Below are 21,862 nucleotides of genomic sequence, written 5' to 3' on the forward strand. Positions count from 1 at the left end.
GGGCACAAAATGACAAATGGATATTAATGATGAATAGCTCCTGGGTTAAAAACGCCATCAATGAAATTAATGCGGATTACCAGCGTTCTGCCGATACGCATCTTATTCGCCTGTCGCTTCCGGCGTTTCCGGGTATTCAGCTCTATTTGAAAGATGAGAGCACGCATCCAACCGGTAGCCTGAAACATCGCCTGGCACGTTCACTGTTTCTCTACGGACTGTGTAATGGCTGGATCAAAGAAGGCACCACCATCATTGAATCATCGTCCGGTTCAACGGCGGTATCTGAGGCTTATTTCGCTCGACTGTTAGGGCTGCCGTTTATTGCTGTCATGCCTTCCTGTACGGCAAAACGCAAAATTGAACAAATTGAATTTTATGGCGGCCGCTGCCACTTCGTGGAAAGCGCCTGCGAAATTTATGCGGCTTCTGAGCAGCTGGCACGTGAACTGAACGGGCATTATATGGACCAGTTCACCTATGCTGAACGCGCCACCGACTGGCGTGGTAACAACAATATTGCCGACAGTATCTTCCGCCAGATGCAGTGTGAACCCAACCCCGTGCCTCGCCATATCGTGATGAGCGCCGGAACCGGCGGCACCTCCGCAACCATTGGTCGCTATATTCGCTGTCAGGGCTACGACACTCGTCTGATGGTGGTGGACCCGGAGAATTCGGTTTTTCTGCCCTTCTGGCAGGATCGCGATGCGACATTGCGCAGCCCGGTCGGCAGCAAAATTGAAGGCATCGGCCGTCCGCGTGTCGAACCGTCCTTCATTCCTGACGTAGTTGATGAAATGCTGCGCGTGCCGGATGCCGCAAGCGTTGCCACCGCGCACTGGCTGGAAACGCAGTTGGGTCGTAAAGTGGGCGCCTCAACCGGAACCAACATGTGGGGGACGTTACAACTTGCCGCCCGTATGCGCGACGCCGGAGAAACGGGGTCGCTGGTGACGCTGCTGTGCGACAGCGGCGAACGCTATCTGGAAACCTACTACAACCCGCAATGGGTTGACGCGCACATAGGCGATTTAACGCCGTGGAAAGCGGAACTTGCCCAGTTGCTGAATACACACTGAGCAGACAAAAAAAAAGCCAGACGCGAAGTCTGGCTTGCTGGAAGGGATCTCTCATTCGGGGGAATAAGGTAGATGCGGATTGTCCAGCCAATGCGTCAAAAAGTGAGATACAGCCTGATTGCGGCAATGCCCAATCACCGATAAATGCGGCAGTTCAGCCATCAGTTGCGGCATTGCGTTACCCATAATCAGGCCGCGCCCAACGCTACCTAACATTTCGCGATCGTTCATGGCATCGCCAAATGCCATGCAGTCAGCCATGGAATAACCCAAGTGCTCGCTTAGTACCGCCAGCGCAGAGCCTTTGTTACAGCCCAGCGGTAGTACCTCAAGGCAATCAACCGCGGAGAAACAGAGATTCGCCTGTTCTCCCAGCGCTTCATTCAGTTGAATGCGCAATTGGATCAGCGACTCATGATCGCCGCAGAAACAGATCTTCGTTACCTGATGAGCCGGAATACGTTTCACATCGACGATCTGGTAGCGAAATCCGCTATACACATGCGCCTGTAGCAGCGAGGGTATCTCTTGTCCGGTGAACCAACCGTTGTCATTAAAGACATGCATGCTGGCGGTGGTATCCCATTTCTGATGTAACACGATATCCGCAACATTCGGATCCAGATCCTGACGGTGCAACACATCGCCCTCAAGAGAGTGAATGCGCGTGCCGTTACCGGTGATCAAAAAGGCGTCCAGTGAGATAGAACCCAAAATGTGGCGCATTTCCAGCACATGGCGGCCAGTGGCAAATGTCAGGGTGATATCGCGTTCACGCAGACGCGCCAGCGTTGAAAGCGTTTCGTCACCTAAATGGTGATTCGGCATCAAAAGGGTGCCATCCATATCAAATGCAGCCAGACGAGCCATTTCTTTCTCCACACTGTGACGCGGTTAACTTGTGATTCAGTATCACCTGAGATATACGGAAGTAATAGTGAATAGATAAAATGAATTGTTCCGGGTTTCTCTGCGCAAAAACCGTTAACGGGCATCCTGAAGGATAAAGTATCAATGCGTCTGCTTAATCGCCTGAACCAGTATCAACGCCTGTGGCTGCCTTCGAACGGAGAACCGCAGTCGGTGACCGTCGGGGAACTGGCTGAACGCTGTTTTTGCAGCGAGCGCCACGTGCGAACCCTGCTAAAGCAAGCGCAGGATGCGGGCTGGCTGGAGTGGCACGCTCAGTCCGGACGCGGGAAACGCGGAGCATTACGTTTTTTGGTCACCCCAGACTCGCTGCGCAACACGATGATGGAGCAGGCACTGCAAAAGGGTGAACAGCTCAGCGTACTGGAACTGGCTCAACTGGCCCCCGGGGAATTAAGAACCCTGCTGCAGCCGTTTATGGGCGGGCAATGGCAAAATGATACGCCAACCCTGCGTATCCCCTATTATCGCCAGCTCGAACCTTTGCATCCTGGATTCCTGCCCGGTCGCGCAGAGCAGCACCTTGCCGGACAGGTATTCTCTGGCCTGACACGTTTTGACAGCACTACGCAACGTCCCTGTGGAGACTTAGCCCACCACTGGAATATCTCCGCTGACGGCCTGCGCTGGGATTTCTATATTCGTTCCACCCTGCATTGGCATAACGGCGATACGGTAAGCAGCACGCAGCTACATCAACAGTTGCTGAAGCTGTTAGAGTTACCTGCGCTGAATAAGCTGTTTATCAGCGTAAAGCGCATTGAGGTGACGCATCCCCAGTGTCTGACCTTTATTCTGCATCGTCCCGACTTCTGGCTGGCGCACCGTCTGGCGAGCTACAGCAGTCACCTGGCGCATCCTGAGCACCCGTTTGTGGGTACCGGCCCGTTCCGGTTGACGCTGTTTACTCCTGAGCTGGTGCGTATCGAGAGTCACGATCACTACCATCTGAGTCATCCGCTATTGAAAGCCATTGAATACTGGATAACCCCACAGCTTTTCTCCCAGGATTTGGGCACCAGCTGTCGCCATCCGGTGCAAATTGCGATTGGTAAACCTGAAGAGTTACCAATGCTAAGCCAGGTAAGCAGCGGGATCAGCCTTGGTTTTTGCTATCTCACACTCAGAAAAAGCGCGCGGCTGAATACGCAACAGGCCCGTCGACTGGTCAATATTATCCACCGCTCTTCGCTGCTACAGACGCTTGAGGTGGATGAAAACCTCATTACTCCCAGCAATGCCCTGCTGCCAGGATGGACGATCCCACAATGGGATGAACTGAACGAAGTAGCGCTACCAGAAAAACTGACGTTGGCTTACCACCTGCCGGTAGAACTGCACGCCATGGCTGAACAGCTTCGCCAGGCCCTGGCAAAACTGGGCTGTGAATTAACGCTTATTTTTCATAATGCTAAAAACTGGGATGGCGACCATCCTTTAGCCCAGGCCGATCTGATGATGGGCGACAGGCTGATTGGCGAAGCCCCCGAGTATACCCTCGAACAGTGGTTACGTTGCGATCAGCTATGGTCACACGTTCTGAATGCACCCGCATATACTCATCTGCAGACCACGCTGGATGCCTTGCAAATTCAGGCCGATGAGGACGATCGTCATGCAGCTTTACAGCAGGTTTTCGCCACGCTGATGCATGACGCAACCCTGACGCCGCTGTTCAATTATCACTATCGCATCAGCGCGCCGCCGGGCGTGAACGGCGTACGCTTGAATCCGCGTGGCTGGTTTGAGTTCACCGAGGCCTGGTTACCGCCCCCTTCATCGTGAAGAAGCTGGTCGGCGACACGCCCAGGCGCTACCATAAGGGCTTCGTTATTTTGTCAGGAAAAGCCATGAAACGTGCCGTTGTTGTATTCAGTGGAGGTCAGGACTCCACGACTTGTCTGGCGCAAGCGCTGCATCAGTATGATGAAGTGCACTGCGTGACCTTTGATTATGGTCAGCGCCATCGCGCTGAGATTGATGTCGCACGTGACCTGGCCTTAAAACTTGGCGCACGCGCGCACAAAGTGCTTGATGTCACGCTGCTCAGTGAACTGGCTGTCAGCAGCCTGACCCGCGATAATATTCCGGTACCCGATTACGAACCGGATGCGAACGGCATTCCCAATACCTTTGTGCCAGGACGCAATATTCTGTTCTTAACGCTGGCAGCAATTTACGCGTACCAGGTGCAGGCAGAGGCGGTCATTACCGGCGTTTGCGAGACCGATTTCTCTGGTTATCCGGACTGTCGTGACGAGTTCGTCAAAGCGCTGAACCATGCCGTAAGCCTGGGGATGGCGAAAGATATTCGCTTTGAAACCCCACTGATGTGGATCGATAAAGCCGAAACCTGGGCGCTGGCTGATTACTGGGGCAAGCTGGACCTGGTACGCGAAGAAACACTAACCTGCTATAACGGCATCAAAGGTGACGGTTGCGGTCACTGTGCGGCGTGTAATCTGCGTGCCAACGGCCTGAACCATTATCTGGCGGATAAACCGGCAGTGATGGCGGCAATGAAGCAGAAAACCGGCCTGAAATAATAGAGCGAATAGTGCCGGATGGCGGCGTAAACGCCTTATCCGGCCTACCGACAGCGTTCATCGTACGCAATGTCGCCCGTAGGCCTGATAAGCGAAGCGCCATCAGGCAACGTTGAGCTACTGCACCATCTGCTCCAGTTTTTCGCGTAACTCCCCTTCCAGCGGCAGCGCTTTTTGCGTTTTCAAATCAATACAGACGAAGGTAATCAACGCGTCAGCCACCACCTGCCCTTCCGGCTCCAGGGTAATTGTCTGGTTTAACACCCCGCTTTTGCCATTTAGCTGTTGCACCTGACTGGTGATGGTCAGCAGGTCGCTTAGCACCGCTGGACGGCGGTAGTTAATATTTATATTCACGACCACAAAAGCGATGTTGTGTGCGGTCATCCATTGAAAGCTGTCGCTGTTTTCCAGACCATCCCAACGGGCTTCTTCCAGAAACTCGAGATAGCGGGCGTTGTTGACGTGCTGATAGACATCAAGATGAAAACCACGGACTTTGATTTGTGTTTGCATAGCGCAGGGGCCTTACGTTGTTTTTATAGGAACAGACTTTAGGGTAAAGAGGTCATAACTGGTATGACCTCTACAGTCTGGCAAATTTTCAGCGCTGTGCAAGTTATTAAAGTGTTAAAACTGCCAGGTTACGCTCCACCAGCGAACTGCCCATACCCGGTACCTGCTTTAAGTCCTCCACCGTTTTAAACGGTCCGTACTCCTCACGATAGCTCACAATCGCCTGCGCTTTCTTCAGACCGACGCCATTCATGACTCGCGCTAAATCCTCCGCGGAAGCGCTGTTGATGCTTACCCTGGTGCCTTCATCGTCGCTTGCTTTAGCGGGCTGTGTGGCTTTGCTTTGTGCCGCCCCTGAGTTTTCCGCTTTGGTTTGAGTCGCCTGGCTTTTGGCGACAGCCTCAGCCGCCAATGCAGTTTGGGCCATACCAGCGCAGGTCAATGAAAGAGTGATAAGCAGGGCTTTGATTCCATGTTTCATACTGTTTTCTCCTTGTTTGTTAACAGTGGAATCACGATAGCGAGGTGCAGAACAGCAGACAAACGGCAAATATCAAAAATGGAAAAGGCCGCGAAAGCGGCCTTTTGTAGATACAAACTTTTGCAATTTTTTGCGAGCGGACTCGGTTATTGCTGCTGTTCCAGCGCATCACCGACTTTAATTTTTGCCGCTTTACGCAGGTTGCTCATCAGCGCTTCGAAGACAATCTGCGCGTTGTTCTGAGTGATCCCCTGAACCATCGCTTTCTTCTGCGCTTCAGGCATAGAACCGGCTTTCACCTCGTCCAGCGCCAACAGTACAACGTTACCCTGCATATCGTTCGCAACACCGTAGCTCGGCTTGTCTTTCGCCGGCAGGCTCAGACCAAAGGCAGCCTGACTCAACGGATCCTGACCCGTACGGCTCAGCGTTTTCGCCTCGCCAAAGCTCAGACCCGCCGCTTTCAGCGCTTCATCGCCTTTACCGGCTTTCAGATCCGCCAGCAGTTTATCGGCATCAAGCTTCGCCTGCTGCTCTGCTTTATTGTGCTTAACGAGCGCAGTTACCTGCTCTTTCACTTCAGCCAGTGGCTTCACGGCTTCTGCTTTGTGTTCGCTAATACGCAGCACGAACGCGCGATCGCCATCCACGGTGATGATATCGGAGTTACTGCCAGGCGTTCCGTTCTCGCCAACCAGACCACCATTGAAAATGATGTCAGCGACTGGTTTGAAATTCAGTTCTTCCGGCAGGCTGTCACGGCTAAACCAGCCCGTTTCAACCGCTTTCATACCTGCTGCCTGCTCTGCACCCGCCAGAGATTCGTTATCGTTGCTGGCCGCATCGCTGACTTTCTGTTGCAGCGCATAGTAGGCATCCAGCGCTTTTTCCTGCTTCACTTTCGCCGCAATGTCGTCGCGGGCTTCGCTCAGCGGTTTAACCTGCGCAGGCTGTACGTCATCAAGACGCGCCACGAGGAAACCAACGGAAGACTTAATTACGCCAGACAGTTGGCCTTTTTCTTTCAGACCGGCATTTTTCAGCTCATCCGGGGTGGTGGAATCTTCCAGCCACCCCATATCACCGCCGTTACGGGCAGAGATGATATCAGCAGATTTTTCTTTCGCCAGCGCAGCAAAGTCACCGCCTTTATTCAGCTCGTCCAGTACCGCTTTGGCTTCATCTTCAGTTTTGGTCTGAATGATGCTATAGCGGTTACGCTGCGGCTGAGTGAACTGATCCTGATGCTGGTCATAATAAGACTGAATATCAGCATCGCTGGCGGTTTCCTGCATTGCTGCAGCGTCCAGCTTGATATAGCTCACACGGAACTGTTCCGGCGTCATAAAGTTGTTTTTATTCTGCTCGTAGTAGCTGGCAACTTCCTGCTCGGTAACAGATTGCTTCGCGGCCAGTGCGTTAACGTCAATCGTCGCCTCGCGCACGATCCGTTGCTGTGCAACCAGTGCAGCCAGTTCGTCCGTTTCACCCTTCAGCATAAAGTCGGTCCCGGCAACGCCGTTGATCAACTGTTGCGTGGTGAGCTGGTTACGCAATGCCTGCGCGTACTGGTCTGCGGTCATGCCCATCTGATTCACAATCGCGTTGTAGCGGTTGTTATCAAATTTGCCGTCAACCTGGAAAGCCGGTGTGGCGAAAATAGCCTGCTTAATCTGATCGTCGCTAATGTTGAGCTTAAGCTCACGGGAGTACTGATCCAGCAGCGCTTCGTCCACAAGACGATTCAGCACCTGCTGACGCAGCGTTTTCATATAACCTTCGTTCGCCGCCAGCTCAGAATATTGATCGCCCAGCTGTTGCTGCATGCGGTTACGTTCGCTGTTGAACGCATTCTCGAACTGCCCGCGGCTGATCTCCTGGCCATTCACTTTAGCGGCGTAGTTATTGCCCCCGCCAATCAGGTAACCACTCACGCCGGTCAAAATGAACGACACGATAATGATACCGAAAATAATCTTGAGCACGAGACTGTTAGCAGCCGTGCGTAAGCTGTCCATCATGGTGTAACCACACTCCGCTGTAGATGACTATACGCGTTATCCTTCAGGCCGTCTGCGCGTTGACACAACAACGGCGGCAAGGATTTTGAGTATATATGCTTCACGCAGCATAGCGTTTCCTGAACGCTGCGCACAAAGGCCTATTGTGACAAGAAACAGGGGCAATTGTCAGCCCACAACGCATAGAAAGTACCGGAATCAGAAATAAAAAAGGCACATCGGTTGATGCGCCCTTGTACTTAGTCACATCCCCAAAGGGGAAATCACTTAGTTTACCGCGTCTTTCAGTGCTTTACCTGCACGGAATCCCGGTACTTTAGCCGCGGCGATGGTGATCTCTTTACCTGTTTGCGGGTTGCGACCAGTACGGGCAGCACGCTCTTTAACGGCAAAAGTACCAAAACCTACCAGTGCTACGTCATCACCTTCTTTCAGGGATTCGGTAACAGAAGCAATAATTGCATCTAACGCACGTCCAGCCGCAGCTTTAGAGATATCAGCCCCTGCAGCAATTTTGTCGATCAGTTGAGATTTATTCACTCTTCTCTTCCTCTTTATAATATATATCGCACCAGAATCCTTCAAAGTGCGACCGCGCAGCAGTTATATCAGGCCTGCCATGCCCTTACAACACCCGATAATGATGGCAAGCCCAATCCGTTATCTAAATTAGCTATACAAAAAAAGGCTGGCAAGCCCGAAATGGCCTGCCAGCCCTGTTTTTATTAATGCTCTTTGCGCGAGGTCACTATTTTGCCGTCACAACCTGCATTCCAGAGGGTTCATTTTGCAACGCAAGAGTCAGAACTTCCTCAATACGTTTCACCGGGTGAATATTAAGATCGGCAATGACGTTGTCCGGAATCTCTTCCAGGTCACGTTTGTTTTCGTCTGGAATTAAGACCGTTTTAATGCCGCCGCGGTGCGCCGCCAGCAGTTTCTCTTTCAAACCACCAATAGGCAGAACCTGACCACGCAGGGTGATCTCGCCAGTCATCGCCACGTCGGCGCGAACCGGGTTGCCGGTAAGACAAGAAACCAGCGCGGTACACATGGCAATACCCGCACTTGGGCCATCTTTCGGCGTCGCGCCTTCAGGTACGTGAACGTGAATGTCGCGTTTTTCGTAAAAGTCCGGATTAATACCCAGTTTTTCCGCACGCGCACGCACCACGGTCAGCGCTGCCTGAATGGATTCCTGCATCACTTCGCCGAGCGATCCGGTGTAAGTCAGCTTGCCTTTACCTGGAACACAGGCGGTTTCAATGGTCAGCAGATCGCCGCCCACTTCCGTCCACGCCAGACCAGTCACCTGACCCACGCGGTTTTCGTTATCCGCACGGCCATAGTCAAAGCGCTGTACGCCCAGGTAGTCGTGCAGGTTATCGCCATTGATCTCGATGTGTTTCAGTGATTTATCAAGCAACAACTGCTTAACTGCTTTGCGGCACAGTTTGGAGATTTCGCGCTCCAGACTACGCACGCCCGCTTCACGGGTGTAGTAACGAATAATGCCTACAATGGCGCTATCGTCGACCGTCAGCTCACCTTTTTTCAGCGCGTTACGCTCAATCTGTTTTGGCAACAGGTGACGTTTCGCAATGTTCAGCTTCTCGTCTTCGGTATAACCAGACAGACGAATCACTTCCATACGATCCAGCAACGGTGCTGGAATGTTCATGGAGTTCGACGTCGCAACAAACATCACGTCGCTGAGATCGTAGTCCACTTCCAGGTAGTGATCGCTGAACGCCACGTTCTGCTCTGGATCCAGCACCTCAAGCAGTGCGGAAGCCGGATCGCCACGCATGTCAGAAGACATTTTGTCGATCTCATCAAGCAGGAACAGCGGGTTTTTAACGCCCACTTTGGCCATTTTCTGGATCAGTTTGCCCGGCATCGAACCAATATAAGTCCGGCGGTGACCACGAATTTCAGCCTCATCACGCACGCCGCCAAGCGCCATACGGATGTATTTACGCCCTGTCGCCTTGGCGATGGACTGCCCCAGAGAAGTTTTACCTACCCCCGGCGGCCCAACCAGACACAGGATCGGCCCCTTGATTTTGTTCACACGGCTTTGGACCGCGAGATACTCAAGGATACGGTCTTTGACGCGTTCCAGACCGTAATGGTCGGTATCGAGGATTTCCTGCGCCTGACGCAGGTCTTTTTTGACCTTGCTACGCGCATTCCACGGCACCTGTACCATCCAGTCGATGTAGCCACGCACGACCGTCGCTTCTGCCGACATCGGAGACATCATTTTCAGCTTCTGCAGTTCCGCTTCCGCTTTCTCTTTTGCCTCTTTCGGCATTTTCGCCGCGTCGATCTTACGTTTCAGCGCTTCGTTTTCATCCGGCGCATCGTCCATCTCGCCGAGCTCTTTCTGAATAGCTTTCATCTGCTCGTTCAGATAGTACTCACGCTGGGACTTCTCCATCTGCTTTTTCACGCGGTTGCGAATGCGTTTCTCAACCTGCAGCAGATCGATTTCTGACTCCATCATCGCCATCAGATATTCCAGACGTTCATTCACGTCGGACATCTCCAGCACGGACTGTTTGTCAGCCAGCTTCAGCGGCATGTGCGCTGCGATGGTGTCCGCCAGACGTGCAGGATCGTCAATGCTGTTAAGCGACGTCAGCACTTCTGGTGGGATTTTTTTGTTTAGCTTGATATAGCCTTCGAACTGGCTGATAGCTGTACGTACCAGCACTTCCTGTTCACGCTCATCAATAGCAGGCGAATCAAGGTACTCCGCTTTCGCAGAGAAATGCTCGCCGTTGTCTGACAACGCAGAAATACGCGCGCGCTGTAACCCCTCGACCAGCACTTTTACGGTGCCGTCAGGCAGTTTCAGCATCTGCAAAATAGAGGCCACGGTCCCGACGGTGAAAAGATCGTTTACACCCGGCTCATCCGTTGACGCTTCTTTCTGCGCGACCAGCATGATTTTTTTATCATGGTCCATAGCCGCTTCAAGACAACGGATAGATTTTTCCCGCCCTACAAATAAGGGTATGACCATGTGCGGATAAACCACCACATCGCGCAACGGCAATACGGGGATTTCAATGCGTTCAGAACGCTCAGGATTCATAGAGCTCTCTCTTAGTTTAGTTTCCGCCAGGTAATCAGGTGGTACGACTGTGCTTCACACCACCTTTAACATGTATGTCAGTATATGGGGATGATTCCCACACATTCAACGCCATGTTTACGGAAAAATAAAAGGGGAGATAAAATCCCCCCTTTTTGGTTAAACGTCTGTATGAATTGATGAATTATTCGCCAGATGCCTGCTGTGCTTCCGGCTTACCGTAAATCAGCAACGGCTTGCTCTGTCCGCCAATCACCGACTCGTCGATCACCACTTTTTCAACGTCTTCCATAGAAGGAAGATCGTACATGGTGTCGAGTAACGCCGCTTCGACGATAGAACGCAGACCACGCGCACCGGTTTTACGAATCATCGCTTTCCTGGCGATAGCATCCAGCGCTTCCTCGCGGAATTCCAGATCAACACCTTCAAGATTGAACAACGCCTGGTACTGCTTGGTCAGGGCATTTTTCGGCTCTTTCAGGATCTGAATAAGCGCTTCTTCGCTCAGTTCGCTCAGGGTTGCCACAACCGGCAGACGACCGATGAACTCAGGGATCAGACCAAATTTAATCAGATCTTCCGGTTCTACCTGCGACAGCAGTTCACCTTCGCTGGCTTTATCAGACTGTGCTTTTACCGTTGCGCCAAAACCAATGCCGGAGCCGGTTTCAACACGGTTAGCAATCACCTTATCCAGACCGGCAAATGCACCACCGCAGATAAACAGAATCTTGGAGGTATCAACCTGCAAGAACTCCTGCTGCGGATGTTTGCGTCCACCCTGTGGCGGAACGGCGGCAACCGTACCTTCGATCAGTTTCAACAGCGCCTGCTGTACGCCTTCGCCAGAAACGTCACGAGTAATGGACGGATTGTCTGATTTACGCGAAATCTTGTCGATTTCATCGATATAGACGATCCCACGCTGTGCTTTCTGCACGTCGTAATCGCACTTCTGCAACAGTTTCTGAATAATATTTTCAACATCTTCACCCACATAACCGGCTTCGGTCAGCGTGGTGGCATCAGCCATAGTGAACGGAACGTCCAGCAGGCGCGCCAGCGTTTCAGCCAGCAGCGTTTTACCGGAACCCGTCGGGCCAATCAGCAGGATGTTACTCTTGCCCAACTCAACACCATTGCTGGTGTCGCCGTTGCGCAGACGTTTGTAATGGTTGTATACCGCGACCGCCAGCACTTTCTTCGCCTGCTCCTGACCGATAACGTAATCGTCCAGGTGGTTGCGAATTTCATGTGGCGTCGGCAGCGCACTGCGTTCACGGTGCGGTGCTACTTCCTTAATCTCTTCGCGAATGATGTCGTTACATAAATCAACACATTCGTCGCAGATATACACGGATGGTCCGGCAATCAGCTTACGCACTTCATGCTGGCTTTTGCCGCAAAAAGAGCAGTACAACAATTTGCCCGAGCCATCTTTGCGTTTATCTGTCATGGGTCAAAACCTCTTCTTTGTTCTTTGTGCCGCACACGACGACGCAAATGCCATTCTCAGGCGCAAGACGCTAGTCAGCGTTGTGCCGCTCCAGGTAATTATAGCGGCACACCTGCGCGCTGGGCATTAATTACGATGGGTCAAAATCGAGTCGACCAGACCGTACTCCACCGCTTCAGAAGCGGAGAGGAAGCGATCGCGCTCGGTATCACGTTCAATCTGCTCAAGAGATTGACCCGTATGATGCGCCATAAGTTCGTTCATGCGCCCTTTTACCTTCAGGATTTCACGGGCATGAATTTCAATATCCGTTGCCTGACCCTGGTAACCGCCCAGAGGCTGGTGGATCATGACGCGAGAGTTAGGCAGGCAAAAACGTTTACCTTTCGCCCCGGCGGTCAGCAAGAACGCGCCCATTGAGGCCGCCTGGCCCATACAAATGGTGCTGACGTCTGGCTTAATAAACTGCATGGTGTCATAGATAGACATCCCGGCAGTGATCACCCCACCTGGGGAGTTAATATACAGGTAGATATCTTTTTCCGGGTTTTCTGCTTCCAGGAACAGCATCTGCGCCACGATCAGGTTAGCCATATGGTCTTCGACCTGGCCGGTCAGAAAAATGACGCGTTCCTTAAGTAGACGAGAATAGATATCAAATGAGCGCTCACCACGTGAGGTCTGTTCAATGACCATCGGCACCAGCGCCATATGGGGTGCAAAGTTATCTCGTTCGCCGCTGTATGACATTTCCGTCTCCTGGATAAAATTTGAAAAAACCTGCTGTGCTGATTGTAACCTTATGGACGGATTATCAGCTAGTCCCTCAGTAATGGGTACGACATCGCCATAATTCAAGCATAACAATCTTTTGTTGTAACGCTAACACTGAAACGCTGTTTTCGCACTCTTCCCATGCAAAATGCGTGACAAAAAAAAACCCGCCACCAAAAGGTGACGGGCTTGCGTACGAAATTCGAGCTAAAAAAGCGACGAATTACGCCTGCTGGTTCATCAGCTCGTTGAAGGAAGTGGCTTTTTCAGTCACTTTCGCTTTCGCCAGAACGGCTTCAACAGCCTGCTCTTCCAGAGCGACGTTACGCATGTTGTCCATCAGCTCTTTATTTTTGCTGTAGAACTCAACCACTTCTTTCGGATCTTCGTAAGCAGAAGCCATCTCTTCGATCAGGCCTTTAACGCGATCTTCGTCAGCTTTCAGTTCATTGGTGCGAATCACTTCGCCCAGCAGCAGACCAACAACTACGCGACGCTTAGCCTGTTCTTCGAACAGTTCACGCGGCAGTTCCAGAGCTTGTTTCTCGTTGCCGCCGAAACGCTGTGCAGCCTGACGACGCAGAACGTCGATTTCGCTGTCGATCAGCGCAGCCGGAACGTCGATGTCGTTAGCTTTTACCAGACCTTCGATCGCCTGAGACTTAACGCGGTTACGCACTGCGCCTTTCAGCTCGCGTTCCATGTTTTTGCGTACTTCAGCGCGCAGACCTGCTACGGAACCATCTTCAACGCCGAAACGTTTGATGAATTCTTCAGTCAGTTCCGGCAGTTCGCGTTCTTCAACTTTCTTCAGGTTGATAACGAACTTAGCGGCTTTACCTTTCAGGTTTTCAGCGTGGTACTCTTCCGGGAAAGTCACGTCGATAGTGAACTCTTCGCCAGCTTTGTGGCCTTTAACGCCTTCTTCAAAGCCTGGGATCATACGACCCTGGCCCATCGCCAGTACGAAGTCAGACGCTTTGCCGCCTTCGAACTCTTCGCCGTCTACAGAACCGGTGAAGTCGATGGTTACACGGTCTTCTGCATCAGCAGCGCCGTCTTTGTCTTTCCAGGTAGCCTGCTGCTTACGCAGGGTATCCAGCATCACGTCAACGTCAGCGTCGGTGACTTCAACAACCGGTTTTTCAACTTCGATTGCTTCCAGACCAGTCAGCTCAACTTCCGGGTAAACTTCGAACTCTACCGCGTAAGTAAAATCTTCACCCAGTTTGTATTCGCCCGGAACGTAGTTCGGTGCGCCAGCCGGATTGATTTTTTCTTTGATGATCGCGTCAACGAAGTTGCGGCTCATCAGGTCGCCCAGAACGTCCTGGCGAACAGACGCGCCATAACGCTGAGCAACAACATTCATCGGTACTTTTCCTTTGCGGAAACCGTCAATACGCACTTTCTTCGCTACGTTGACCAGCTCGCTTTTCACAGCGGTCTCGATGCTGTCAGCAGCGATAGTAATCGTTACACGGCGGCCAAGGCCTTGAGTGGTTTCAACTGAAACTTGCATCTTGTTACCTCAAAAAATCACAGTGCTCGGTCAACTCTTCTCCGCAAGCACAGGTTGTTGGCTTCGCGGAACTGGGATGTTCTCATAATCAATCACATTCCCTGTCGTCAGAATCATCCCGAAGACATTCCGAAAAATAAGACGCGCATTATAGCGGCATCACTTTTATGAGTCGAGAACGGTTATTGCGCGTTGCTGCGGCTTTTTTCACAATTCCCGGCTAATTTTTGTCTGAATACTGGACGACCTACTCAGAATTCAGACAAAACAAAACGGCCCGCAGGCCGTTTTCACATAATCTGTAGCAACATACTGGAAAAGCGTCGGTTGTTGCAAATCCGTTTTTACGCGATGCTTCCCGCCCCACGACACGGAGGCGATGCAAAAATCGTATCCTGCAACGCTTCCCACTCCTTAATGGTGTAGGTATGCAGGGCAAGGGCATGAACGGTTGTGGAAAGCTCTGCCGTTAACGTGCTGTAAATCATCCGATGACGATTAAGAAAACGTTCACCTGTAAAGCGATCGCTGACCAGCACAACCTTAAAGTGGCTTTCAGAACCAGCCGGGACATTGTGACGATAGCTTTCATCCACAACTTCGAGGAACACGGGTTGGAACGCTGCCCTTAATTTTTCTTCTATTTGCTCACGAATCATCATGAAATTTTCCTCCGACAACGCTGAGATGTCACCCATCCCTTTAAATACTAGCCGCTTTTACCGTTTTCATTACACCTTAGCAACAAAAAATTAGCGCTTGTCTGATTTTCTCAGCCAAATGGATGAAGTTCACTAATTCCTCACTTCGATTTATTGCAAAAAGTCCGTTTATGGTCTCCACAAAATCATAAAACGAACAACACAATGAATTTACATGCGTTACCTACTTCCCCTCATCGTTGGCGATGTTATGATGGCGGGAAATTTCTCCAACCATACAATTTAGATTCGCTGAGAGCCCTGGCATGTTTAAAAAAATCCTCGTCCCGTTTGTCGCGCTGTTCATGTTAGCTGGATGCGCAACGCCGCCGACCACTATTGAAGTCTCCCCGAAAATTACTCTGCCGCAGCAGGACCCAAGCCTGATGGGCGTGACCGTTAGCATCAACGGTGCCGACCAGCGTCAGGATCAAGCGCTGGCAAAAGTCACCCGCGACAACCAACTGGTTACGCTGACTGCGTCACGCGATCTGCGCTTCCTGCTACAAGAAGTGCTGGAAAAACAGATGACCGCACGCGGTTATATGATTGGACCAAACGGTGCTGTAAACCTGCAAATCATTGTTAGCCAGCTGTACGCTGACGTGTCTCAGGGTAGCGTGCGCTATAACATCGCCACCAAAGCAGACATCGCCATCATTGCGACCGCTGCTAACGGCAACAAGATGACCAAAAACTACCGCGCAAGCTATTCTGTTGAAGGCGCACTGCAGGCCTCTAACAAAAATATCGCTGACGCCGTTAACAGCGTGCTGACCGACACCATCGCTGATATGTCTCAGGACACCAGCGTTCACGATTTCATCAAGCAGAACGCGCGTTAATTTCTGCCCATATGGCCCGGCGTTCGTCGGGCCTATAGAAGCCCATGTCCAGTCATTACTTACGTATTTTTCAGCAACCACGTTCGGCTATCCTGCTCATGCTGGGGTTCGCTTCCGGTTTACCGCTCGCACTGACCTCGGGTACGCTCCAGGCATGGATGACGGTCGAGAATATCGATCTTAAAACCATCGGTTTCTTTTCTCTGGTCGGCCAGGCCTACGTGTTTAAGTTCCTCTGGTCCCCGCTTATGGATCGCTACACGCCGCCATTTTTAGGTCGACGTCGTGGTTGGTTGTTGGCAACTCAGGTGCTGTTACTCATTTCTATCGCCGCGATGGGTTTTCTGGAGCCTGGCACACAGCTGCGCTGGATGGCCGCGCTTGCGGTGGTGATCGCGTTTTGTTCAGCATCGCAGGATATCGTCTTTGATGCCTGGAAAACCGACGTGTTACCCGCCGAAGAACGCGGCACCGGCGCGGCTATCAGCGTGCTGGGCTATCGATTAGGGATGCTGGTTTCAGGCGGACTGGCCCTGTGGATGGCCGATCGCTGGCTGGGCTGGCAAGGGATGTACTGGCTGATGGCAGCGCTGTTGATTCCTTGTATCATTGCCACCCTATTAGCACCTGAACCGACTGATGCCATTCCGGTGCCCAAAACGCTGGAGCAGGCGGTTGCAGCCCCGCTGCGCGACTTCTTTGGTCGTAACAACGCCTGGCTTATCCTGCTGCTTATTGTGCTGTATAAGCTCGGTGATGCCTTCGCCATGAGCCTGACCACCACCTTTTTGATCCGCGGTGTCGGATTTGATGCCGGTGAAGTCGGCGTCGTCAATAAAACGCTGGGGCTGCTGGCGACAATAGTCGGTGCGCTATACGGTGGGATCCTGATGCAGCGTCTTTCGCTGTTTCGCGCGTTACTCATTTTCGGCATTCTGCAGGGCGTATCGAACGCCGGATACTGGCTGCTTTCTATAACCGACAAGCACATGTTCAGTATGGCGACTGCCGTCTTCTTTGAAAACCTGTGCGGTGGGATGGGTACTGCGGCGTTTGTCGCCTTATTAATGACGCTGTGTAATAAATCGTTCTCCGCAACCCAGTTCGCCCTGCTCTCCGCGCTTTCAGCGGTCGGTCGCGTTTACGTTGGCCCGGTAGCAGGTTGGTTTGTCGAAGCGCACGGATGGCCAACGTTTTATCTGTTTTCCGTGTTTGCCGCGATCCCTGGACTCCTGCTGCTGCTGGTGTGCCGCCAGACGCTGGAACATAGCTGGCAAAATGAGAGTTTTATTCCACGCACAGAGTTCCGTGGGGCGTACAATCTGGCTTTGATGACGCTAGTAACGGGCTGCTGTTTGCTGGCTGTTTGGCTGTTGCTGCTCACCATGAACGCGCTGGATTACACCAGCTTCTCTTTCCTGACAGGGCTGCTTGAAGTCTCAGTCGCGGTCGCCATCTGTGGCGTCGTATTGGGTGGGTTACTGGACTATCTTGCACTACGAAAAACACGTCTGATGTAATTTTTCACATTAATTTGGCCGTTGTAATCACCCTGCGTAATTATAACGGCTAAATAAACAACAATTGATAAAAATAATATTTGTTGTTTTGTGCGCCATAGAATTTGGAAATTATTGACTCCTTTTATAAATTCTATTTTCCTTACTCGATTCAGCCAGATCAGATTTATTTTTTGTTCATCATTTGTCTTTTTATTGATAATCAATTGTTAAACAATTGTTTTATTTCCGTATTGGTTATACCAATTGCCCTCAACACCTCCCCTGCTCGCCCGCTTTCGTTATAACGTGATGTTGCAACAGGTTCTTAAAGCCGAGACGACATATATTGCAACATATGTGACATGCACGGCAGAACCCGGTAACACGGATCCAAGGATGTTTACAGTAATGTAACCTTCCCGTAAAATGCCCTCACACTTTAAACGCCACCCGGTCCCGTGGAATTGAGGTCGTTAAATGAGACTCAGGAAATACAATAAAAGTTTGCGATGGTTGTCATTAATTGCAGGCACTGCGTTACTCAGTGGCTGTAATTCTGCGCTGCTTGACCCTAAAGGACAGATTGGACTGGAACAACGTTCACTGATACTGACGGCATTTGGCCTGATGTTGATTGTCGTTATTCCTGCCATCTTGATGGCTGTTGGTTTTGCCTGGAAGTACCGTGCAAGCAATAAAGATGCGAAGTACAGCCCGAACTGGTCACACTCCAATAAAGTGGAAGCTGTGGTCTGGACGGTGCCTATCTTAATCATCATTTTCCTTGCCGTACTGACCTGGAAAACCACTCACGCTCTTGAGCCAAGCAAACCGCTGGCGCATGACGAGAAGCCCATTACCATCGAAGTGGTTTCCATGGACTGGAAATGGTTCTTCATCTATCCGGAACAGGGTATCGCTACCGTGAATGAAATCGCCTTCCCGGCGAATACTCCGGTTGAGTTCAAAGTGACATCTAACTCCGTGATGAACTCCTTCTTTATCCCGCGTCTGGGTAGCCAGATTTATGCCATGGCCGGTATGCAGACTCGACTGCATCTGATCGCCAACGAAGTCGGTACTTATGATGGTATCTCCGCAAGCTATAGCGGACCAGGCTTCTCCGGTATGAAGTTCAAGGCTATCGCAACAAAGGACCGCGCCGAATTCGACCAATGGGTTGCTAAAGCTAAACAGTCCACGAACACCATGAGCGACATGGCTGCGTTCGAGAAAGTGGCTGTGCCAAGTGAATACAACCAGGTGGAATACTTCTCCAACGTGAAACCCGATTTGTTTAAAGACGTTATTAACAAATTTATGGCTCACGGTAAGAGCATGGACATGACCCAACCAGAAGGTGAGCACAGCGCACACGAAGGTATGGAAGGCATGGACATGAGCCACGCGGAATCCGCCAACTCAAGGGGTTGAGGAAGAATACGATGTTCGGAAAATTGACGCTGGATGCAGTGCCGTTCCATGAACCCATTGTCATGGTTACGATCGCTGCCATTATCATCGGTGGTGCGGCCTTACTGGGCCTAATCACTTACTTCGGTAAGTGGACCTACCTGTGGAAAGAGTGGCTGACTTCGGTTGACCACAAACGCCTTGGCATCATGTATGTCATCGTCGCAATCGTCATGTTGATTCGTGGCTTTGCCGACGCCATCATGATGCGTAGTCAGCAAGCGCTGGCTTCTGCAGGTGAAGCGGGCTTCCTGCCTCCTCACCACTACGACCAGATCTTCACGGCTCACGGCGTGATTATGATCTTCTTCGTGGCAATGCCATTTGTTATCGGTCTGATGAACCTGGTGGTTCCACTGCAGATCGGTGCACGTGACGTTGCATTCCCGTTCCTGAACAACCTGAGCTTCTGGTTCACCGTTGTCGGCGTAATCCTGGTTAACCTGTCTCTGGGCGTGGGTGAATTCGCGCAGACCGGTTGGCTGGCGTATCCACCACTTTCGGGAATAGAGTACAGTCCAAGCGTCGGGGTCGATTATTGGATATGGGCAGTCCAGTTGTCCGGTATTGGTACAACCCTGACCGGTATCAACTTCTTTGTGACCATCATTAAGATGCGTGCGCCAGGAATGACCATGTTCAAGATGCCGGTATTCAGCTGGGCGTCTCTGTGCGCGAACATCCTGATTATCGCTTCTTTCCCAATCCTGACGGTTACCGTCGCGTTGCTGACCCTGGATCGCTATCTGGGTACCCATTTCTTTACCAACGATATGGGCGGCAACATGATGATGTACATCAACCTGATTTGGGCCTGGGGCCATCCGGAAGTGTACATTCTGGTTCTGCCGGTCTTCGGGGTGTTCTCCGAAATCGCGGCAACCTTCTCACGTAAACGTCTGTTTGGTTACACCTCGCTGGTGTGGGCAACCGTGTGTATCACCGTTCTGTCGTTCGTTGTTTGGCTGCACCACTTCTTCACCATGGGTGCAGGCGCTAACGTAAACGCCTTCTTCGGTATTACCACCATGATTATCGCCATCCCGACCGGGGTGAAGATCTTCAACTGGCTGTTCACCATGTATCAGGGCCGTATCGTATTCCACTCAGCGATGCTGTGGACGATTGGCTTTATCGTGACCTTCTCAGTCGGCGGCATGACCGGCGTACTGTTGGCGGTTCCGGGTGCAGACTTCGTACTGCACAACAGTCTGTTCCTGATTGCGCACTTCCATAACGTTATCATCGGCGGCGTCGTATTTGGCTGCTTCGCAGGTATGACCTACTGGTGGCCAAAAGCGTTTGGCTTCACGCTGAACGAAACCTGGGGTAAACGCGCATTCTGGTTCTGGATCATCGGCTTCTTCGTGGCATTTATGCCGCTGTACGTGCTGGGCTTCATGGGTATGACCCGTCGCCTCAGCCAGCAGATTGACCCACAGTTCCATCCGATGCTGGTCGTTGCCGCCTGCGGCGCTGCGCTGATTGCACTGGGTATCCTGTGCCAGCTGATTCAGATCTACGTTTCTATTCGCGACCGCGAGCAGAACCGTGACCTGACCGGTGACCCATGGGGTGGTCGTACGCTGGAGTGGGCAACCTCTTCCCCGCCTCCGTTCTATAACTTTGCCATTGTGCCGCACGTTCACGAGCGTGATGCCTTCTGGGAAATGAAAGAAAAAGGTGAAGCGTACAAGCAGCCTGCGCACTATGAAGAAATTCATATGCCGAAGAACAGCGGTGCCGGTATCGTCATTACCGCCTTCGCAACACTGTTTGGTTTCGCCATGATCTGGCATATCTGGTGGCTGGCGATTGCAAGCTTCGCAGGCATGATCATCAGCTGGATTGTGAAAAGCTTTGATGAAGACGTGGATTACTACGTGCCGGTCCCGGAAGTCGAAAAACTGGAAAACCAGCATTTCGATGAGATTACTAAGGCAGGGCTGAAAAATGGCAACTGATACTTTAACGCACGCGACTGCCCACGCGCACGAACACGGGCACCACGATGCAGGCCAGACCAAGATCTTCGGATTCTGGATCTACCTGATGAGCGACTGCATTCTGTTCTCTATTCTGTTTGCAACCTATGCCGTTCTGGTGAACGGCACCGCAGGTGGCCCGACAGGTAAGGACATTTTTGAACTGCCGTTCGTTCTGGTTGAAACATTCCTGTTGTTATTCAGCTCCATTACTTACGGCATGGCAGCGATTGCCATGTACAAGAACAACAAGAGCCAGGTTATCTCCTGGCTGGCATTGACCTTCTTGTTCGGTGCCGGATTCATCGGGATGGAACTCTATGAATTCCATCACCTGATTGTTAACGGCATGGGCCCGGATCGCAGCGGTTTCCTGTCTGCGTTCTTCGCGCTGGTCGGCACGCACGGTCTGCACGTCACCTCCGGTCTTATCTGGATGGCGGTGCTGATGGTGCAGGTGGCTCGTCGCGGCCTGACCAGTACTAACCGTACCCGCATCATGTGCCTGAGCCTGTTCTGGCACTTCCTGGATGTGGTATGGATTTGTGTGTTCACTGTTGTTTATCTGATGGGGGCGATGTAATGAGTCATGCTAACGAGAGCGGCGGCGCATCCCATGGCAGCGTAAAAACCTACATGACAGGTTTTATCCTGTCTATCATCCTGACGGTCATTCCGTTCTGGATGGTGATGACAGGTTCTGCCTCTCCGGCCGTCATTCTGGGAACTATTCTGGCAATGGCAGTGGTACAGATTCTGGTGCACCTGGTGTGCTTCCTGCACATGAATAGCAAATCTGATGAAGGCTGGAACATGACGGCCTTTGTCTTTACTGTGCTAATCATCGCCATCCTGGTTGTGGGCTCCATCTGGATTATGTGGAACCTTAACTACAACATGATGATGCACTAAGAGCGGCGAT

At 51.7% G+C, this 21,862-nt stretch carries 19 protein-coding genes; 9 read left to right on the top strand and 10 right to left on the bottom strand.

What is annotated here, in order from left to right; genetic code table 11:
• Window positions 1–26 precede the first annotated feature (26 nt).
• Complete coding sequence (locus tag SK32_RS10685) at window positions 27–1,082, top strand: PLP-dependent cysteine synthase family protein (protein WP_086523606.1); 1,056 nt, start codon at window positions 27–29, stop codon at window positions 1,080–1,082.
• Between the two features lie 51 nt (window positions 1,083–1,133).
• Here SK32_RS10685 and cof read toward each other — a convergent pair whose 3' ends face one another.
• The gene (gene cof / locus SK32_RS10690; RefSeq protein WP_048212423.1) at window positions 1,134–1,952 is read right to left on the bottom strand and encodes an HMP-PP phosphatase; all 819 of its coding nucleotides are present in this window, start codon (window positions 1,950–1,952) and stop codon (window positions 1,134–1,136) included.
• Between the two features lie 144 nt (window positions 1,953–2,096).
• On the opposite strand from cof, the gene SK32_RS10695 reads away from it, so the two are divergent.
• Together SK32_RS10695 and queC are read left to right on the top strand one after the other, a co-directional pair.
• Window positions 2,097–3,797 carry an SgrR family transcriptional regulator gene (locus SK32_RS10695; RefSeq protein ID WP_048212424.1) on the top strand — a complete coding sequence of 567 codons (1,701 nt, stop codon included), beginning with the start codon at window positions 2,097–2,099 and terminating at the stop codon, window positions 3,795–3,797.
• Window positions 3,798–3,862: 65 nt separating this feature from the next.
• Window positions 3,863–4,558 (top strand): 7-cyano-7-deazaguanine synthase QueC, encoded by a 696-nt coding sequence (gene queC, locus SK32_RS10700; protein WP_003021638.1) that lies wholly within the window; start codon window positions 3,863–3,865, stop codon window positions 4,556–4,558.
• Between the two features lie 117 nt (window positions 4,559–4,675).
• On the opposite strand, the gene fadM is transcribed toward queC, so the two are convergent.
• The 9 genes from fadM to bolA all read right to left on the bottom strand — a co-directional run bounded on the left by fadM (window position 4,676) and on the right by bolA (window position 15,096).
• The gene (gene fadM, locus SK32_RS10705) at window positions 4,676–5,074 is read right to left on the bottom strand and encodes a long-chain acyl-CoA thioesterase FadM (protein ID WP_003021636.1); all 399 of its coding nucleotides are present in this window, start codon (window positions 5,072–5,074) and stop codon (window positions 4,676–4,678) included.
• 106 nt (window positions 5,075–5,180) lie between these two features.
• Entirely contained in the window at window positions 5,181–5,555 is a 375-nt protein-coding gene (locus SK32_RS10710) for a helix-hairpin-helix domain-containing protein (protein ID WP_048212425.1), read from the bottom strand.
• Between the two features lie 146 nt (window positions 5,556–5,701).
• Window positions 5,702–7,576 (bottom strand): peptidylprolyl isomerase, encoded by a 1,875-nt coding sequence (ppiD, locus tag SK32_RS10715; protein ID WP_048212426.1) that lies wholly within the window; start codon window positions 7,574–7,576, stop codon window positions 5,702–5,704.
• A 267-nt stretch (window positions 7,577–7,843) separates the two neighbouring features.
• Entirely contained in the window at window positions 7,844–8,134 is a 291-nt protein-coding gene (gene hupB / locus SK32_RS10720) for a nucleoid-associated protein HU-beta (protein WP_219352570.1), read from the bottom strand.
• A 190-nt stretch (window positions 8,135–8,324) separates the two neighbouring features.
• Window positions 8,325–10,679, bottom strand: coding sequence for an endopeptidase La (lon, locus tag SK32_RS10725; protein ID WP_003831014.1), 2,355 nt, complete (start codon window positions 10,677–10,679; stop codon window positions 8,325–8,327).
• A 184-nt stretch (window positions 10,680–10,863) separates the two neighbouring features.
• The gene (gene clpX, locus SK32_RS10730) at window positions 10,864–12,138 is read right to left on the bottom strand and encodes an ATP-dependent protease ATP-binding subunit ClpX (protein WP_040232704.1); all 1,275 of its coding nucleotides are present in this window, start codon (window positions 12,136–12,138) and stop codon (window positions 10,864–10,866) included.
• Window positions 12,139–12,264: 126 nt separating this feature from the next.
• Complete coding sequence (clpP, locus tag SK32_RS10735; RefSeq protein ID WP_003021624.1) at window positions 12,265–12,888, bottom strand: ATP-dependent Clp endopeptidase proteolytic subunit ClpP; 624 nt, start codon at window positions 12,886–12,888, stop codon at window positions 12,265–12,267.
• A gap of 247 nt (window positions 12,889–13,135) precedes the next feature.
• Window positions 13,136–14,434, bottom strand: coding sequence for a trigger factor (gene tig / locus SK32_RS10740; protein WP_003021622.1), 1,299 nt, complete (start codon window positions 14,432–14,434; stop codon window positions 13,136–13,138).
• 344 nt (window positions 14,435–14,778) lie between these two features.
• The gene (bolA, locus tag SK32_RS10745) at window positions 14,779–15,096 is read right to left on the bottom strand and encodes a transcriptional regulator BolA (protein WP_040232707.1); all 318 of its coding nucleotides are present in this window, start codon (window positions 15,094–15,096) and stop codon (window positions 14,779–14,781) included.
• A gap of 305 nt (window positions 15,097–15,401) precedes the next feature.
• On the opposite strand from bolA, the gene SK32_RS10750 reads away from it, so the two are divergent.
• The 6 genes from SK32_RS10750 (at window position 15,402) to SK32_RS10775 (ending at window position 21,852) form a co-directional block, all read left to right on the top strand.
• Entirely contained in the window at window positions 15,402–15,980 is a 579-nt protein-coding gene (locus SK32_RS10750; RefSeq protein WP_016152050.1) for a lipoprotein, read from the top strand.
• Window positions 15,981–16,024: 44 nt separating this feature from the next.
• Window positions 16,025–17,500 (top strand): muropeptide MFS transporter AmpG, encoded by a 1,476-nt coding sequence (ampG, locus tag SK32_RS10755; protein WP_048212427.1) that lies wholly within the window; start codon window positions 16,025–16,027, stop codon window positions 17,498–17,500.
• 459 nt (window positions 17,501–17,959) lie between these two features.
• Window positions 17,960–18,916, top strand: a complete 957-nt coding sequence (cyoA, locus tag SK32_RS10760) for a cytochrome o ubiquinol oxidase subunit II (protein WP_048212428.1) — start codon at window positions 17,960–17,962, stop codon at window positions 18,914–18,916.
• Window positions 18,917–18,927: 11 nt separating this feature from the next.
• Window positions 18,928–20,919, top strand: a complete 1,992-nt coding sequence (gene cyoB, locus SK32_RS10765) for a cytochrome o ubiquinol oxidase subunit I (RefSeq protein WP_043015399.1) — start codon at window positions 18,928–18,930, stop codon at window positions 20,917–20,919.
• Window positions 20,909–21,523, top strand: coding sequence for a cytochrome o ubiquinol oxidase subunit III (locus SK32_RS10770; protein ID WP_003021608.1), 615 nt, complete (start codon window positions 20,909–20,911; stop codon window positions 21,521–21,523). Before cyoB ends, SK32_RS10770 begins: the two co-directional genes overlap by 11 nt.
• Entirely contained in the window at window positions 21,523–21,852 is a 330-nt protein-coding gene (locus tag SK32_RS10775) for a cytochrome o ubiquinol oxidase subunit IV (protein ID WP_003021607.1), read from the top strand. The genes SK32_RS10770 and SK32_RS10775 overlap by 1 nt, the downstream gene beginning before the upstream one ends.
• Window positions 21,853–21,862 lie beyond the last annotated feature (10 nt).

Origin of the sequence: Citrobacter sp. MGH100, from assembly GCF_001034465.1 — a bacterium.
In the GTDB taxonomy this organism is placed as follows: domain Bacteria; phylum Pseudomonadota; class Gammaproteobacteria; order Enterobacterales; family Enterobacteriaceae; genus Citrobacter; species Citrobacter youngae.

Excerpts from the sequence above, each read along its gene's own strand:
- SK32_RS10685 (WP_086523606.1), top strand. The coding sequence starts at position 27 with ATGATGAATAGCTCCTGGGTTAAAAACGCCATCAATGAAATTAATGCG.
- cof (WP_048212423.1), bottom strand. The coding sequence starts at position 1,952 with ATGGCTCGTCTGGCTGCATTTGATATGGATGGCACCCTTTTGATGCCG.
- SK32_RS10695 (WP_048212424.1), top strand. The coding sequence starts at position 2,097 with ATGCGTCTGCTTAATCGCCTGAACCAGTATCAACGCCTGTGGCTGCCT.
- queC (WP_003021638.1), top strand. The coding sequence starts at position 3,863 with ATGAAACGTGCCGTTGTTGTATTCAGTGGAGGTCAGGACTCCACGACT.
- fadM (WP_003021636.1), bottom strand. The coding sequence starts at position 5,074 with ATGCAAACACAAATCAAAGTCCGTGGTTTTCATCTTGATGTCTATCAG.
- SK32_RS10710 (WP_048212425.1), bottom strand. The coding sequence starts at position 5,555 with ATGAAACATGGAATCAAAGCCCTGCTTATCACTCTTTCATTGACCTGC.
- ppiD (WP_048212426.1), bottom strand. The coding sequence starts at position 7,576 with ATGATGGACAGCTTACGCACGGCTGCTAACAGTCTCGTGCTCAAGATT.
- lon (WP_003831014.1), bottom strand. The coding sequence starts at position 10,679 with ATGAATCCTGAGCGTTCTGAACGCATTGAAATCCCCGTATTGCCGTTG.
- clpX (WP_040232704.1), bottom strand. The coding sequence starts at position 12,138 with ATGACAGATAAACGCAAAGATGGCTCGGGCAAATTGTTGTACTGCTCT.
- clpP (WP_003021624.1), bottom strand. The coding sequence starts at position 12,888 with ATGTCATACAGCGGCGAACGAGATAACTTTGCACCCCATATGGCGCTG.
- tig (WP_003021622.1), bottom strand. The coding sequence starts at position 14,434 with ATGCAAGTTTCAGTTGAAACCACTCAAGGCCTTGGCCGCCGTGTAACG.
- bolA (WP_040232707.1), bottom strand. The coding sequence starts at position 15,096 with ATGATGATTCGTGAGCAAATAGAAGAAAAATTAAGGGCAGCGTTCCAA.
- SK32_RS10750 (WP_016152050.1), top strand. The coding sequence starts at position 15,402 with ATGTTTAAAAAAATCCTCGTCCCGTTTGTCGCGCTGTTCATGTTAGCT.
- ampG (WP_048212427.1), top strand. The coding sequence starts at position 16,025 with ATGTCCAGTCATTACTTACGTATTTTTCAGCAACCACGTTCGGCTATC.
- cyoA (WP_048212428.1), top strand. The coding sequence starts at position 17,960 with ATGAGACTCAGGAAATACAATAAAAGTTTGCGATGGTTGTCATTAATT.
- cyoB (WP_043015399.1), top strand. The coding sequence starts at position 18,928 with ATGTTCGGAAAATTGACGCTGGATGCAGTGCCGTTCCATGAACCCATT.
- SK32_RS10770 (WP_003021608.1), top strand. The coding sequence starts at position 20,909 with ATGGCAACTGATACTTTAACGCACGCGACTGCCCACGCGCACGAACAC.
- SK32_RS10775 (WP_003021607.1), top strand. The coding sequence starts at position 21,523 with ATGAGTCATGCTAACGAGAGCGGCGGCGCATCCCATGGCAGCGTAAAA.